Annotated in this window: 14 protein-coding genes and 1 tRNA gene; all 15 read right to left on the reverse strand. The window is 60.4% G+C overall.

The features are described 5' to 3' along the window. Nucleotides 1-2: 2 nt before the first annotated feature. A complete protein-coding gene (nuoL, locus tag LDZ28_RS08340; RefSeq protein WP_244825474.1) occupies nucleotides 3-2,090 on the reverse strand; it encodes an NADH-quinone oxidoreductase subunit L in 2,088 nt (695 codons plus the stop codon). A gap of 17 nt (nucleotides 2,091-2,107) precedes the next feature. Beyond that, a complete protein-coding gene (nuoK, locus tag LDZ28_RS08345; protein WP_031360677.1) occupies nucleotides 2,108-2,413 on the reverse strand; it encodes an NADH-quinone oxidoreductase subunit NuoK in 306 nt (101 codons plus the stop codon). 20 nt (nucleotides 2,414-2,433) lie between these two features. Further along, nucleotides 2,434-3,111, reverse strand: a complete 678-nt coding sequence (locus LDZ28_RS08350; RefSeq protein ID WP_244825476.1) for an NADH-quinone oxidoreductase subunit J — start codon at nucleotides 3,109-3,111, stop codon at nucleotides 2,434-2,436. Between the two features lie 233 nt (nucleotides 3,112-3,344). Next, a complete protein-coding gene (gene nuoI, locus LDZ28_RS08355; RefSeq protein WP_244825478.1) occupies nucleotides 3,345-3,833 on the reverse strand; it encodes an NADH-quinone oxidoreductase subunit NuoI in 489 nt (162 codons plus the stop codon). 33 nt (nucleotides 3,834-3,866) lie between these two features. Further along, a complete protein-coding gene (gene nuoH, locus LDZ28_RS08360) occupies nucleotides 3,867-4,931 on the reverse strand; it encodes an NADH-quinone oxidoreductase subunit NuoH (protein WP_244825480.1) in 1,065 nt (354 codons plus the stop codon). Further along, complete coding sequence (gene nuoG, locus LDZ28_RS08365; protein WP_244825481.1) at nucleotides 4,932-7,268, reverse strand: NADH-quinone oxidoreductase subunit NuoG; 2,337 nt, start codon at nucleotides 7,266-7,268, stop codon at nucleotides 4,932-4,934. 49 nt (nucleotides 7,269-7,317) lie between these two features. Then, the gene (gene nuoF, locus LDZ28_RS08370; protein WP_244825483.1) at nucleotides 7,318-8,640 is read right to left on the reverse strand and encodes an NADH-quinone oxidoreductase subunit NuoF; all 1,323 of its coding nucleotides are present in this window, start codon (nucleotides 8,638-8,640) and stop codon (nucleotides 7,318-7,320) included. Next, nucleotides 8,637-9,122: an NADH-quinone oxidoreductase subunit NuoE gene (gene nuoE, locus LDZ28_RS08375; protein ID WP_244825485.1), complete on the reverse strand. Its 486-nt coding sequence runs from the start codon at nucleotides 9,120-9,122 to the stop codon at nucleotides 8,637-8,639. Before nuoE ends, nuoF begins: the two co-directional genes overlap by 4 nt. A 144-nt stretch (nucleotides 9,123-9,266) precedes the next feature. Next, nucleotides 9,267-10,520, reverse strand: coding sequence for an NADH-quinone oxidoreductase subunit D (locus tag LDZ28_RS08380; RefSeq protein ID WP_244825486.1), 1,254 nt, complete (start codon nucleotides 10,518-10,520; stop codon nucleotides 9,267-9,269). Between the two features lie 9 nt (nucleotides 10,521-10,529). After that, nucleotides 10,530-11,129: an NADH-quinone oxidoreductase subunit C gene (locus LDZ28_RS08385; protein WP_244825489.1), complete on the reverse strand. Its 600-nt coding sequence runs from the start codon at nucleotides 11,127-11,129 to the stop codon at nucleotides 10,530-10,532. Between the two features lie 20 nt (nucleotides 11,130-11,149). Further along, nucleotides 11,150-11,629 carry an NADH-quinone oxidoreductase subunit B family protein gene (locus tag LDZ28_RS08390; protein WP_006052903.1) on the reverse strand — a complete coding sequence of 160 codons (480 nt, stop codon included), beginning with the start codon at nucleotides 11,627-11,629 and terminating at the stop codon, nucleotides 11,150-11,152. 61 nt (nucleotides 11,630-11,690) lie between these two features. Further along, complete coding sequence (locus LDZ28_RS08395; RefSeq protein ID WP_244825491.1) at nucleotides 11,691-12,050, reverse strand: NADH-quinone oxidoreductase subunit A; 360 nt, start codon at nucleotides 12,048-12,050, stop codon at nucleotides 11,691-11,693. A 209-nt stretch (nucleotides 12,051-12,259) separates the two neighbouring features. Continuing rightward, a tRNA-Leu gene (locus LDZ28_RS08400) sits at nucleotides 12,260-12,344 on the reverse strand. A 160-nt stretch (nucleotides 12,345-12,504) separates the two neighbouring features. Continuing rightward, nucleotides 12,505-12,900 carry a preprotein translocase subunit SecG gene (secG, locus tag LDZ28_RS08405; RefSeq protein WP_244825493.1) on the reverse strand — a complete coding sequence of 132 codons (396 nt, stop codon included), beginning with the start codon at nucleotides 12,898-12,900 and terminating at the stop codon, nucleotides 12,505-12,507. 81 nt (nucleotides 12,901-12,981) lie between these two features. Further along, nucleotides 12,982-13,755, reverse strand: a complete 774-nt coding sequence (gene tpiA, locus LDZ28_RS08410) for a triose-phosphate isomerase (RefSeq protein WP_244825494.1) — start codon at nucleotides 13,753-13,755, stop codon at nucleotides 12,982-12,984. Between the last annotated feature and the right edge of the window lie 178 nt (nucleotides 13,756-13,933).

The raw sequence follows: 13,933 nt of genomic DNA on the forward strand, positions 1-13,933 counted from the left end.
CCTTATTTGCCGCCGAGCGTTACAAACAGGGTCAAGAGCCCCAACATGCCGATAATCATGGCGAACGCGTAGTGATAGATGTAACCGGATTGAAGGAAGCGGATCACACCGGCGAACCAGCCGACGAACCGCGCACTGCCGTTGACGATGCCGTCGATGACGACCACATCGCCCTCTTTCCACAGCCCCCGGCCAATGGCGACCGCGCCCTTGGCGAAGACCACTTCGTTGATCTTGTCGAAGTAGTACTTGTTGTCGAGGAGCGTATAGATCGGGCCGGACGCCTTCTTGATGACAGCGGGCAGATCCGGACGCTTGATATACAGGAACCACGCGACGATCACGCCGAAAGCCGCGATCCACACCGGTCCCGGCGTGATGATGCCGTGCAGCGCCATGGCCATCCAGCCGTGGAACTCCGTGGCCATTTCCTTCAGGCCTTCGTGGTTTTCGGCGATGTAGATCACCTTGTCGAAGATCACGCCGTGCGAGAAGAAGTCGCCGTAGACCATCGGACCGATACCGATCGCGCCGATGATGATCGACGGAATAGCCAGCAGCACGAGCGGCAGCCACACCACCCACGGGGTTTCGTGCGGCACGTGCGCGTGGCCGTGGTCATCATGGCCGTGCCCGTGGTCGTCGTGACCATGGCCGTGCGAATCGTGACCGTGGCCATGTGCTTCAGCTTGACCCATCGGCGAATCGGGATGCTTCGGACCGCGGAAACGCTCCGGACCGTGAAACACCATGAAGTACATGCGGAACGAGTACAGCGACGTGACGAACACGCTTGCGACCACCGCGAAGTACGCAAAGCCGGAGCCCGCCAGGTGCGAGGCCTTGGCCGCTTCGATGATCGAATCTTTCGAGTAGAAGCCGGAGAAGAACGGCGTGCCGATCAGCGCGAGCGAACCGATCAGCGACGTGATCCAGGTGATCGGCATGTACTTGCGCAGACCGCCCATGTTGCGCATGTCCTGGTCGTGGTGCATGCCGATGATGACCGAGCCCGCGCCGAGGAACAGCAACGCCTTGAAGAACGCGTGCGTGGCAAGGTGGAACACGGCGACCGGATAAGCCGACACGCCGAGCGCGACCGTCATGTAGCCGAGCTGCGATAGCGTGGAGTAAGCCACCACGCGTTTGATGTCGTTCTGCACGACGCCGAGAAAGCCCATGAACAACGCGGTGATCGCACCGATGACCGTGACGAACGACAGCGCCGCATCCGAATGCTCGAAGAGCGGCGACATGCGCGTCACCATGAAGATACCGGCCGTCACCATGGTTGCCGCGTGGATCAGCGCGGAGATCGGCGTCGGGCCTTCCATCGAGTCGGGCAGCCACACGTGCAGCGGAAACTGCGCGGACTTACCCATCGCGCCGATGAAGAGGCAAATGCACGATACCGTCAGCAAGCCCCATTGCGTGCCGGGGAAGGTCATGGTCGCGAGCTTGTCGCTTTGCGCGAACACGTCGCCGTAGTTCAACGAGCCACCGAACGCCAGCAACAGGCCGATGCCCAGCAGAAAACCGAAGTCGCCCACGCGGTTCACGATAAACGCCTTCATGTTGGCGTAGATCGCGGTTTCACGCGTGAAGTAGAAGCCGATCAGCAAGTACGACACGAGACCCACGGCTTCCCAGCCGAAGAACAGCTGCAGGAAGTTGTTCGCCATGACGAGCATCAGCATGGAGAACGTGAAGAGCGAGATGTATGAGAAGAACCGCTCGTAACCGACTTCTTCATCCGCCATGTAGCCGATGGTGTAGATGTGCACCATCAGCGAGACGAAGGTCACGATGACCATCATCATCGCGGTGAGCGAGTCGACCAGGAAGCCGACTTCCATCTTGAGCGAACCGACCGTCATCCATTCGTAGACGGTGGCGTTGTAGCTCGCGCCGTTCAGCACGTCGAAGAAGACCATCGCGGACAGCACGAAGGAGATCGCGACGCCGAGAATCGTCACGCTGTGCGCGCCCTTGCGCCCTATCGTCTTTCCCAGCAGCCCCGCGATCAGCGAACCGGCAAGCGGCGCCAGCGGAACCGCAAGCAGGACGTTTTCATTGAGTGTCATGGACATAACAGCCTAGCCTGAAATTAACCTTTGAGCTGATCGAGGTCCTCGACGTTGATCGTGTCGAGGCTGCGGAACAGGGTCACGAGAATCGCGAGACCGATTGCCGCTTCAGCAGCAGCCACGGTCAGCACGAAGAACACGAAGATCTGGCCGTGTATGTCGCCCAGATAATGCGAGAACGCGACGAAATTGGTGTTCACCGCGAGCAGCATCAGCTCGATGGCCATCAAAATGATGATGACGTTACGGCGATTCAGGAAGATGCCGACGATGCTGATCGCAAAGAGGATCGCACCGAGCACGAGGTAATGGGCAAGACTCAACATTTCGATATTCTCCTTCGCGCTCAGCCCTTGTTGTCGACCGTTCCCGCACCGATGTTGCCGGTCACGGGCGGTTCCGTCGCGGCGTCGGGCGCCTCTGTCTCGGACTTCATCTTGACGATACGCACGCGGTCCTGGGCGCGCACCTTGACCTGCTGGCTGACGGTCTGCGTCTTCTTGTCCTTCTTGTCGCGAATGGTGAGCGAGATCGCCGCGATGATTGCGACCAGCAGCACGAGACCGGCGATTTCGAACGCGAAGATGTAGTCCGTGTAGATGATCTTGCCGATGAGCTGCGTGTTCGGCATCACCGCCGCGCCGCTGACAGCCGCGCCAACGACCGGCGTGGTCGTCGCGCCGAAACCGTGCCACAGGATCAGCGCCGTTTCCACCACGATGATCGCGCCCACGATGCTCGCGAGCGGCACGAAGCGTCTGAAGTCGCGTCGCAGTACGTCGATGTTGATGTCGAGCATCATCACGACGAAGAGGAACAGCACCATCACGGCGCCCACGTAGACGAGAACCAGCAGGATCGCGAGGAATTCGGCCTGCAGCAGCATCCAGATCGCGGCCGCGTTGAAGAACGCGAGCACGAGAAAGAGCGCGGATGACACCGGGTTGCGCGAAGTGATCACCTTCAGCGCCGACACGGTCAGGAGCAGCGCGAAGATATAGAACAGTACGGTTGTGAATTCCATGATTACCGGTTCATCGTTAGGCCATCAAGAGGCATGGTGTATCGGCGCTTCGGCTCGCTCTCTCCGTGCGACGGACAAAGCGCGGCCGGGGAAGATCAGCCACGAAGCACGGTCACTAAGCGCGCCGCATTGTGCCAGACAGCAACAACAAAAACGCAACGACATGTCGAGGACGGGAGCGCGCGAACGTGGTTTCTGTTTCTCTCGCGCGGCGCTCCAGGCTCGGCTTCGCATCAACGATAAGGCGCGTCTGCCGCCTTCGATGCGGCGATTTCCGTCTCGTAACGATCGCCCACCGCAAGCAGCATGTCCTTCGTGAAGTACAGGTCGCCGCGCTTCTCGCCGTGATATTCGAGGATGTGCGTCTCGACGATCGAGTCGACCGGGCAGCTTTCTTCGCAGAAGCCGCAGAAGATGCACTTGGTCAGGTCGATGTCGTAACGCGTCGTGCGGCGCGTATTGTCAGCACGCGTTTCCGATTCGATCGTAATGGCGAGCGCCGGGCATACTGCCTCGCACAGCTTGCAGGCAATGCAGCGCTCTTCACCGTTTTCATAGCGGCGCAGTGCATGCAGGCCACGAAAACGCGGAGAAATAGGCGTCTTCTCTTCCGGGAACTGCACCGTGATCTTGCGCTGGAACGTGTAGCGTCCCGTCAGCGCCAGACCCTTGAGCAGTTCGGTCAGGAAGAAGGTCTTAAAAAAGCTCTGTATTGCGTTCATGATATTTGTCCGCTCTTGTCTCTTTGCGCGCCGTTACTTCCAGATGTTGAGCGGCGACATGATCCAGAAGCCGACCACGACGACCCACACCACCGACACCGGCAGGAACACTTTCCAGCCAAGACGCATGATCTGGTCGTAGCGGTAACGCGGGAAAGTCGCGCGCGCCCAGATGAAGACCGACAGCAGGAGGAAGACCTTGAAAACAAACCAGAACACGCCCGGGATGAACGACAGGAAGCCGAACGGTGCGTCCCAGCCGCCGAGGAACAGCGTCGTGGCGATCGCCGAGATCACGATCATGTTGATGTACTCGGCGAGGAAGAACAGCGCGAACGCCATGCCGGAGTAATCGATCATGTGACCGGCGACGATTTCCGATTCGCCTTCCACCACGTCGAACGGATGGCGGTTCGTTTCGGCGATGCCCGAGATGAAGTACACGACGAACATTGGCAGAAGCGGCAGCCAGTTCCACGACAGGAAGTTGACGCCGAAGCCCGCGAAAATGCCGCGTTGCTGCGACGTGACGATATCCGACATGTTCAACGTGCCCGCGACCATCAGCACGACGACCAACGCGAAGCCCATCGAGATTTCGTAGGACACCATCTGCGCCGCCGCGCGCATGGCGCCGAGGAACGCGTACTTCGAGTTCGACGCCCAGCCCGCTAGAATCACGCCGTACACGCCGATGGACGAGATCGCCATGACATACAGCAGACCGGCGTTGATGTCGCCGAGCACGGCCTTGGCCTGGAACGGAATGACCGCCCACACGGCGAACGCCGGGACCACCGTCATGATCGGCGCGATCACGTAGATCCACTTGCTTGCTTGCGTCGGCTGAATGACTTCCTTGAGCAACAGCTTCAGCACGTCCGCAATTGGCTGCAAGAGACCTGCCGGGCCGACGCGGTTCGGGCCGAGACGCACGTGCATCCAGCCGATAAGCTTGCGTTCCCAGAGAATCAGGTACGCGACGCACAGCAGGATCACTACCGCGACCACGACAATGCGCACCAGCGCCCACACCGTTGGCCATGCGACGCCCAGAATCTGCGTGCCGCCCGCGTTGATCGTATCGAACAAGCCCATTTACGCCTTCTCCACTACCAGTTCGCCGAACAGGCCGCCAAGCGCGGCGCCGGCTGACGTGCCCGCCGATACGCGGACCACCGATTCCGCCAGATTCGCATCGCGAACCGCGGGCAGCACCACCGACAGATTGCCTTGCTTGACGCGCACTGCTTCGCCGTCTTTCAGGCCGAGCTGGTCGAAAAGCGCGGTCGGCAGACCCGCCATGTTCGCGTCGCGGGCCGCGGCCGTCAGATGCAGCGACGGGGCGCGGCGCACCAGTGCGTCGGCGTGATAGATCGGCACGTCGGCAAGACGCTGGAAGCCGCCGTTCGCCGTGACATTCGACGCCGCGCGCTTGGCCGCGACCGTCGTCTCGTTCGACAAACGCGCGCTCAACTCACCCGTGCCGAGTGCGGCGATACGCACTTTTTCGGCCGTGTCGTAATCGAAGCCCGACAGACCGAGCAACGTGCCGAGCACCCGCAGAACCTTCCAGCCCGGACGCGTGTCGCCCAGCGCGCGCACGACGCCGTTGAACGACTGAGCCGTGCCTTCCGCGTTGACGAAGGTGCCCGACGTTTCCGTGAATGGCGCGATGGGCAGCAACACGTCCGCGTAGTCGAGTCCGTGCTTGAACGACGACATCACCACGACCATTTCCGCCTGCTTCAATGCGGCGATGGCTTGTGCGGGGTTGGCCGTATCGAATTCCGGTTCTGCATTGAGCAGCACGTAGCCCTTGCGCGGCTGTTCGAACACTTCGCGCGCGTTGAGACCGCCTTCGCCCGGCAGGACGTCGACCAGATGCGCGCCCACTGAATTCGCGCCTTCGGTCAGGAAGCCAAGCGTGGCGCCCGTGCTGTTCGCGATCCATTGCGCCGCCGCGTGAATCTGCGCGAAATCGGGATGCTGAACCGCGAGGTTGCCGAGCAGCACGACGCGCTTGTCGCCCGCCGAGAGCGATGCCGCGACATCTTTCGCCGCCGCCGATACTTCGCGTCCGGCAAACGCTTCCGGCAGTTCCGAGCCACGCGCTTCGGCCACCGCGGCTGCGATGCCCGCGAGCTGGTCGAGCCAAGCCGACGGCGCCGCCACCAGGCGATGCGCGGTCGGGATCAGCGAGTCGTCGTTGCTTGCGTTGAGAAGCGTGAGCATGGCGCCATTCTTCGCCGCCTGACGCAGACGCGCGGCCAGCAACGGATGATCGCGACGCAGGAACGAACCGATGACGAACGCGGTATCGACATTCGACAGATCCGCGATAGGCACGCCGAGCCAGGGTGCGCCGACGCCCACGGGCGCCGAAAAGTCGTTCTGACGCAGACGGAAATCGACGTTGGGCGTACCCACGCCTTCCGCGAATTGCTTCAGCAGGAAAAGTTCTTCGACCGTTGCATGCGGCGTGGCCAGCGCAGCGATGGCGTTCGCGCCGTGGTCCGCCTTGATACCCTTGATGCCCTTCGCCACATATTCGAGCGCGGTCTGCCAGTCGGTTTCGATCCAGTTGCCGCCTTGCTTGAGCATGGGCGTGCTCAGGCGCTCGTCGCCGTTCAGGCCTTCGTAGGAGAAGCGATCCTTGTCTGAAATCCAGCATTCGTTGATGGCTTCGTTTTCCATCGGCAGAACGCGCATGACGCGATTGTTCTTTACCTGGACGACGAGGTTCGCGCCAACGGAATCGTGCGGGCTCACCGACTTGCGGCGCGACAGTTCCCACGTACGCGCGCTATAGCGGAACGGCTTGCTCGTGAGCGCGCCGACCGGGCACAGATCGATCATGTTGCCGGACAGTTCGGAGTCGACCGTCTTGCCGACGAACGAGGTGATTTCCGAATGCTCGCCACGGCCCAGCATGCCGAGCTCCATCACACCGGCCACTTCCTGGCCAAAGCGCACGCAGCGTGTGCAGTGGATGCAGCGCGTCATCTCTTCCATGGAGATGAGCGGGCCGACGTTCTTGTGGAACACCACGCGCTTTTCTTCGCTATAGCGCGATTGCGACTTGCCGTAACCGACGGCCAGATCCTGCAATTGGCATTCGCCGCCCTGATCGCAAATAGGGCAATCCAGCGGGTGGTTGATCAGCAGGAACTCCATCACCGACTGCTGCGCCTTCACGGCCTTGTCGGAGGTGGTACGCACGATCATGCCGTTGGATACGGGCGTGGCGCACGCGGGAACGGCCTTCGGCATCTTTTCGACTTCGACGAGGCACATCCGGCAGTTCGCCGCGATCGACAGCTTCTTGTGATAGCAGAAGTGAGGAATGTACGTATCGACCTTATGCGCAGCCTGGATCACCATGCTGCCTTCAGGAACCTCGACCGTCTTGCCGTCAATTTCTAGTTCAACCATGATGGATAAAGATCCTCAACCTCTGTCGCGCATCTGATTGCGCGTCTGATTACGCGGTAAGCGCTTCGGACGCCGCATGATGCGCGTGCCCGCCGACGAGACAATGCTTGTGCTCGACGTGATATTCGAATTCGTTCCAGAAGTGCTTGAGCATGCCGCGCACGGGCATGGCCGCCGCATCGCCGAGCGCGCAAATCGTGCGGCCCATGATGTTTTCGGCAACCGAGTTCAAGAGATCCAGATCTTCCTTGCGGCCAAGTCCGTGCTCGATACGATGCACCACGCGATACAGCCAGCCCGTGCCTTCGCGGCAAGGCGTGCACTGACCGCACGACTCTTCGTAATAGAAGTACGACAGACGCAGCAGCGAACGCACCATGCAACGCGTTTCGTTCATGACGATGACCGCGCCCGAGCCGAGCATGGAGCCCGCCTTGGCGATGGAATCGTAGTCCATGTCCGTTGCGAGCATCATCTCGCCCGGCACGACCGGCGCCGACGAACCGCCTGGAATGACCGCCTTGATCGACTCGCCGCGTACACCGCCGGCCAGTTCCATCAGCGTGGCGAACGGCGTGCCGAGCGGCACTTCATAGTTGCCAGGACGATTCACGTCACCCGACACCGAGAAGATCTTCGTGCCGCCGTTATTCGGCTTGCCGATCTCGAGGTAATTCTGCGGGCCGATTTCCAGCAGGAACGGCACGGCCGCGAACGTCTCGGTGTTGTTGATGGTGGTCGGCTTGCCGTACACGCCGAAGCTCGCCGGGAACGGCGGCTTGAAGCGCGGCTGGCCCTTCTTGCCTTCCAGCGATTCCAGCAGCGCGGTTTCTTCACCGCAGATATACGCGCCATAGCCATGATGCGCGTACAACTCGAACGAAAAGCCCGTGCCCAGGATGTTCGCGCCGAGATAACCGGCCGCGCGCGCCTCTTCGAGCGCCGCTTCGAACACGCGATAGACCTCGAAGATCTCGCCGTGAATGTAGTTGTAGCCCACGGTGATGCCCATTGCGTACGCGCCGATGGCCATGCCTTCGATCAGCGAATGCGGGTTCCAGCGCAGAATGTCGCGATCCTTGAACGTGCCCGGTTCGCCTTCGTCCGAATTGCAGACGAGATACTTCTGCCCCGGAAACTGACGCGGCATGAAGCTCCACTTGAGGCCGGTCGGAAAACCCGCGCCGCCGCGGCCGCGCAGACCCGACGCCTTGACGTCGGCGATCACTTGCTCGGGCGGAATCTTCTCTTCGAGAATGCGCCGCAACTGCTTGTAGCCGCCGCGCGCAACGTAATCTTCGAGATGCCAGTTCTCGCCGTTGAGGCCAGCGAGGATCAGCGGCTTGATGTGACGATCGTGGAGTGACGTCATTTCGAAAGTTCCTCGATCAACTGGTCGATCTTCTCGTGGCTCAGGAAGCTGCACATGCGGTGATTGTTCACCAGCACGACGGGTGCGTCGCCGCACGCGCCGAAGCATTCGCCTTCTTTCAGCGTGAACTTGCCGTCCGGCGTGGTTTCGCCGAAGTCGATGCCAAGCTTCTGCTTGAGATACTGAGCAGCACTATCCGAGCCACCGTCCGGGCCAAGCTGGCAAGGCAGGTTCGTGCAAAGCGTGATCTTGTGCTTGCCGACCGGCGCGAGGTTATACATGGTGTAGAACGTCGCGACTTCCTGCACGGCGACCGGCGGCATGCTGAGATAGCTCGCCACGAACTGCATGAGTTCCGGCGAGAGCCACCCGTGCTCTTCCTGAGCGACAGCCAGTGCTGCCATCACCGCGGATTGCTTTTGCTCCGCGGGATATTTCGCGACCGCGCGATCGATTTCTTTCAGGCCTTCAGCTGAGATCATTTTCAGACACGACTCTTTCAATTCCTACCGAACGAAAACCTGCCGCGCCCTTCTTGTTGCGGCAGACCTGGCGTCCTGCGGTTTGCTGTTATTGCTGCTGCGCTGTTCGCTTGGGCGTCGAGCGAGAACCAATACGAACGGCTATCAGCGATCGATTTCGCCGAACACGATGTCTTGCGTGCCGATGATCGTCACGGCATCCGCGATCATGTGGCCGCGCGCCATTTCGTCGAGCGACGCGAGATGCGCGTAGCCCGGAGCGCGAATCTTGAGGCGATAAGGCTTGTTCGCGCCGTCCGAAATCAGATAGATGCCGAACTCGCCCTTCGGATGCTCGACGGCGGCATACGTCTCGCCTTCGGGCACGTGGAAGCCTTCGGTGAAGAGCTTGAAGTGGTGAATCAGCTCTTCCATGTTGCTCTTCATGCCGACGCGCGAAGGCGGAGCAACCTTGTAATTATCGACCATCACCGGGCCCGGATTCTTGCGCAGCCAGGCAATGCACTGTTTGGCGATACGCACGGACTGACGCATTTCCTCGACGCGCACCAGATAGCGGTCGTAGCAGTCGCCGTTCACGCCAACCGGAATGTCGAAGTCGAGTTGGTCATAGACTTCGTACGGCTGCTTCTTGCGCAGATCCCATTCGATGCCCGAGCCACGGAGCATTGCACCGGAAAGACCCATCTGCAACGCGCGCTCAGGACTCACCACGCCGATGCCGACAAGCCGCTGCTTCCAGATACGATTGTCGGTAAGCAGCGTTTCGTACTCGTCGACACAGTGCGGGAAGCGATTGAAGAAGTCTTCGATGAAGTCGAGCAGCGAACCTTGACGGTTCTCGTTCATCCGGTCGAGCGCCTTCGCATTGCGAATTTTGGACGCCTTGTATTGCGGCATTGCGTCAGGCAGATCGCGATAAACGCCGCCCGGACGATAGTAAGCCGCGTGCATGCGCGCGCCCGACACCGCCTCGTAGACGTCCATCAGATCTTCGCGCTCGCGAAACGCATAGAGGAACACCGCCATGGCGCCGACGTCGAGCGCGTGCGATCCGATCCACATCAGGTGGTTCAGCACGCGCGTGATTTCGTCGAACAGCACGCGGATGTACTTCGCGCGGATCGGCACGTCGATACCGAGCAGCTTTTCGATAGCGAGCACATAGCCGTGCTCGTTGACCATCATCGACACGTAGTCCAGGCGGTCCATGTACGGAACCGACTGAATGAAGGTCTTGGTTTCCGCCAACTTCTCGGTCGCGCGATGCAAGAGGCCGATGTGTGGATCGGCGCGCTGGATGACTTCGCCGTCGAGTTCCAGCACGAGACGCAGCACACCGTGCGCTGCAGGGTGTTGCGGGCCGAAGTTCAGCGTGTAGTTCTTGATCTCTGCCATGGCGTTCTCTTAATGTTTCAGACCGCCGTAGCGATCTTCGCGAATCACGCGCGGCGTGATCTCGCGCGGTTCGATCGTCACAGGCTGATACACGACGCGCTTCTCTTCCGGGTCGTAGCGCATTTCCACGTAGCCGGAGATCGGGAAGTCCTTGCGGAACGGATGGCCGATGAAGCCATAGTCCGTGAGAATGCGGCGCAGGTCGGGGTGGCCTTCGAACACGATGCCGTACAGGTCGAACGCTTCGCGCTCGTACCAATTTGTCGACGACCAGATGTCGACCACCGACGGCACGATGGGCACTTCGTCGTCCGGTGCGAACACGCGCACGCGCACGCGCCAGTTGTTCGCGATGGACAGAAGATGCAGCACCGCGGCAAAACGCGGGCCGTCGTAGACGCCGTCGCCGAAGGTCGAATAGTCGACGCCGCACAGGTCCATGCACTGCTCGAAGCCGAGCGAGCGATCGTCACGCAGTCGGGTCGCGACTTCGATGTAGTCGGCCGCTTTCACGACCACCGTTACCTGACCCAGCGACTCGGTGACTTGGAGACGGTCGCCAAACGCCGCCTCGAGGTTCGCTTTGAGGGTCTCGAGTTTGCTTGCCATAATTGGGGAGGCTCAGGCCTTTATTGACGCGCGATGGTGTTGGTCCGGCGAATCTTCGCCTGCAACTGGATCACGCCGTAGACCAGCGCTTCGGCAGTCGGAGGACAGCCGGGCACGTAGACGTCGACCGGAACGATACGGTCGCAGCCGCGCACGACGGAATACGAATAGTGATAGTACCCGCCGCCGTTCGCGCACGAACCCATGGAGATGACCCAGCGCGGCTCGGCCATCTGGTCGTACACCTTACGAAGCGCGGGCGCCATCTTGTTGCACAGCGTGCCTGCCACGATCATGACGTCGGACTGACGTGGGCTCGGGCGAAACACCACCCCGAAGCGATCCAGGTCGTAGCGCGCCGCGCCCGCATGCATCATCTCGACCGCACAGCAGGCGAGACCGAACGTCATCGGCCAAAGAGAGCCGGTGCGCGTCCAGTTGATCAGCTTGTCAGCCGTGGTGGTGACAAAGCCTTCCTTCAAGACCCCTTCGATACTCATTTGTTTTCCACTCCAGATGAGCTGCCAGCCATAGCCGCCCATGAATCCGGTGATCTAACTTTCATTCCCAGTCGAGTCCGCCCTTTCTCCAGATGTAGGCGAAGCCAAGCAAAAATTCGAGCAGAAAAATCATCATGGCCATGAAGCCCGGCCACCCGATATCGCGCAGGGCAACACCCCACGGAAACAGGAACGCCGTCTCAAGGTCGAAGATGATGAAAAGAATCGCGACGAGATAGTAACGCACATCGAACTTCATACGCGCGTCTTCGAAGGCTTCGAAGCCGCATTCGTACGGTGCATTCTTTTCGGTGTCGGGTCTGTTGGGACCGAGAACTTTGCCGATGCTGACCAACGCTATACCCAGACCGAGGCCGACTACGATAAACAAGAAGACGGGGTAATAGGGTGCGAGGTTCAAGGCTATCCTCAGATCGGTAGATGTGGTCTGTGACTGTCTGGGTGCTGCTGCCGGCGCAAACGCACGGCGGAGAATTCACTTCGGACCGCTTGGTAACTCTTCGGCACCATGCTTATCACAACGATAAGTCAATGTGAAACCGTAAGGGTACTCCAGAAGTGACAATGCCAGCCGAAGCGATGCATGCGGCTGGCATTTGGATAACTTTTTGGTGCCGACGGCGAGACTCGAACTCGCACAGCTTTCGCCACTACCCCCTCAAGATAGCGTGTCTACCAATTTCACCACGTCGGCACTGTACTGCAATCCGGGAAAACAACTTCTTAATTGCCGCGAATCGCTACAAGACTTGAATTATAACTAGGTCTCACGAATTGTTCAACGCACAAAACACGAATAACGCGAAAATTTGTTCTGGGCGTTTCTTGGACAACCGGCCGAGGAACTCCGCGATTTACTTCGGCACGTCCGAACCCGGCGCGCTCGACGCAGGCGCGGCGGATGCCGGCGCAGTCGCAGCGGCAGGCGCCGAACCCGACTTTGCCGCAGCAGGCGCGGAAGCCGTGGGCGCAGGCATTGCACCGCCAAGAACGCCTGCGGAAACCTGCGGCTTGTAGCTGCCGATGTAGGTCAGCGCCAGCGTCGTCACGAAGAAGACCGCGGCAAGCACGGCGGTCGTGCGTGATAGGAAGTTAGCGGAACCGGTCGCGCCAAACAGACTGCCCGATGCCCCACTTCCAAACGCCGCACCCATGTCCGCACCCTTGCCATGCTGCAACAGCACAAGCCCGATCACGCCAAGCGCCGACAACAACTGGACGACGATAATCAAAGTCTTCAAATACAGCATTTCAACTCACCTGGATCTTGATGTTTCCGTGACACTCATGTGCCGCGATTTGCTTCTTTGTCTGCCTGACGCTTCGGCCGTTTACTGAACCTCGGCCAACGCCGCCTGGCAAATCGCAAGAAAATCTTCCGACTTCAAGGACGCGCCGCCAATCAGCCCGCCGTCGATGTCCTGTTGCCCGAACAATTCCTGCGCGTTCTCGGGCTTCACGCTGCCGCCATACAACAGCGGCACGTTCGCCACCGACGCACCCTTCTCCGCCAGCTTCGCACGCACGAACGCGTGAACATCCTGCGCTTGCTGCGCCGTGGCGCTCTTGCCCGTGCCGATGGCCCACACCGGCTCGTACGCCACCACGATGCTCGCTGCCTGTTCCTCGGTCAACGCGAGCAACACGGCTTCGAGCTGCGTGCCGACGACTTCTTCAGTCGAGCCTGCTTCGCGCTGTTCGAGCGTCTCGCCGACGCACACAATGGGCGTCAGGCCTGCGTCGATTGCACGCAGCGCCTTGGCCGCCACGAGTTCCGGACTTTCGCGATGATACGCGCGCCGCTCGGAATGTCCGACGATCGCGTATGTCACACCGAAATCGGCGGCCATTTCCGCCGCGACTTCTCCGGTGAACGCGCCCTTCTCATGCGCGGACACATCCTGAACGCCCCAGCGCACGACCGAGCCGCTCAAAAGCGCCTGCGATTGCGCGAGGTACGGACATGGAACGCATACGCCCACACCCACGCTCTTCTGCAAGGCCGACGCCCCAACGGCGACCTCGCTCAGCAAAGCCGCGTTCTCTTTGATGCGGCCATGCATCTTCCAGTTGCCCACCACCAGTTTCGCTCGTTGTCTGGACATTGTCTCGTCACTCGACGGCGGTGGAATGACACCGCCATGCGTGGCGGCCTTTGAGGATCACCGGGGCGAACCCGATCGTTCATCAATCGTTCACCCGGAGGTTCAAAGACCACTCTGTTATCGGAATGTTTGAACCCTCTGCGCGTATTTCGAAAAAGCGAACTGCCAACTGCTTGCA

This window comes from Caballeronia sp. TF1N1 (genome assembly GCF_022878925.1).
Classification (GTDB): Bacteria; Pseudomonadota; Gammaproteobacteria; order Burkholderiales; family Burkholderiaceae; genus Caballeronia.

What these genes read in the sequence shown, in the direction of transcription:
- nuoH (WP_244825480.1), bottom strand. Translation starts at nt 4,931, where the DNA reads ATGGGCTTGTTCGATACGATCAACGCGGGCGGCACGCAGATTCTGGGC.
- nuoK (WP_031360677.1), bottom strand. Translation starts at nt 2,413, where the DNA reads ATGTTGAGTCTTGCCCATTACCTCGTGCTCGGTGCGATCCTCTTTGCG.
- nuoE (WP_244825485.1), bottom strand. Translation starts at nt 9,122, where the DNA reads ATGATCTCAGCTGAAGGCCTGAAAGAAATCGATCGCGCGGTCGCGAAA.
- nuoF (WP_244825483.1), bottom strand. Translation starts at nt 8,640, where the DNA reads ATGACGTCACTCCACGATCGTCACATCAAGCCGCTGATCCTCGCTGGC.
- LDZ28_RS08350 (WP_244825476.1), bottom strand. Translation starts at nt 3,111, where the DNA reads ATGGAATTCACAACCGTACTGTTCTATATCTTCGCGCTGCTCCTGACC.
- tpiA (WP_244825494.1), bottom strand. Translation starts at nt 13,755, where the DNA reads ATGTCCAGACAACGAGCGAAACTGGTGGTGGGCAACTGGAAGATGCAT.
- LDZ28_RS08390 (WP_006052903.1), bottom strand. Translation starts at nt 11,629, where the DNA reads ATGAGTATCGAAGGGGTCTTGAAGGAAGGCTTTGTCACCACCACGGCT.
- nuoL (WP_244825474.1), bottom strand. Translation starts at nt 2,090, where the DNA reads ATGTCCATGACACTCAATGAAAACGTCCTGCTTGCGGTTCCGCTGGCG.
- nuoG (WP_244825481.1), bottom strand. Translation starts at nt 7,268, where the DNA reads ATGGTTGAACTAGAAATTGACGGCAAGACGGTCGAGGTTCCTGAAGGC.
- LDZ28_RS08385 (WP_244825489.1), bottom strand. Translation starts at nt 11,129, where the DNA reads ATGGCAAGCAAACTCGAGACCCTCAAAGCGAACCTCGAGGCGGCGTTT.
- nuoI (WP_244825478.1), bottom strand. Translation starts at nt 3,833, where the DNA reads ATGAACGCAATACAGAGCTTTTTTAAGACCTTCTTCCTGACCGAACTG.
- LDZ28_RS08380 (WP_244825486.1), bottom strand. Translation starts at nt 10,520, where the DNA reads ATGGCAGAGATCAAGAACTACACGCTGAACTTCGGCCCGCAACACCCT.
- secG (WP_244825493.1), bottom strand. Translation starts at nt 12,900, where the DNA reads ATGCTGTATTTGAAGACTTTGATTATCGTCGTCCAGTTGTTGTCGGCG.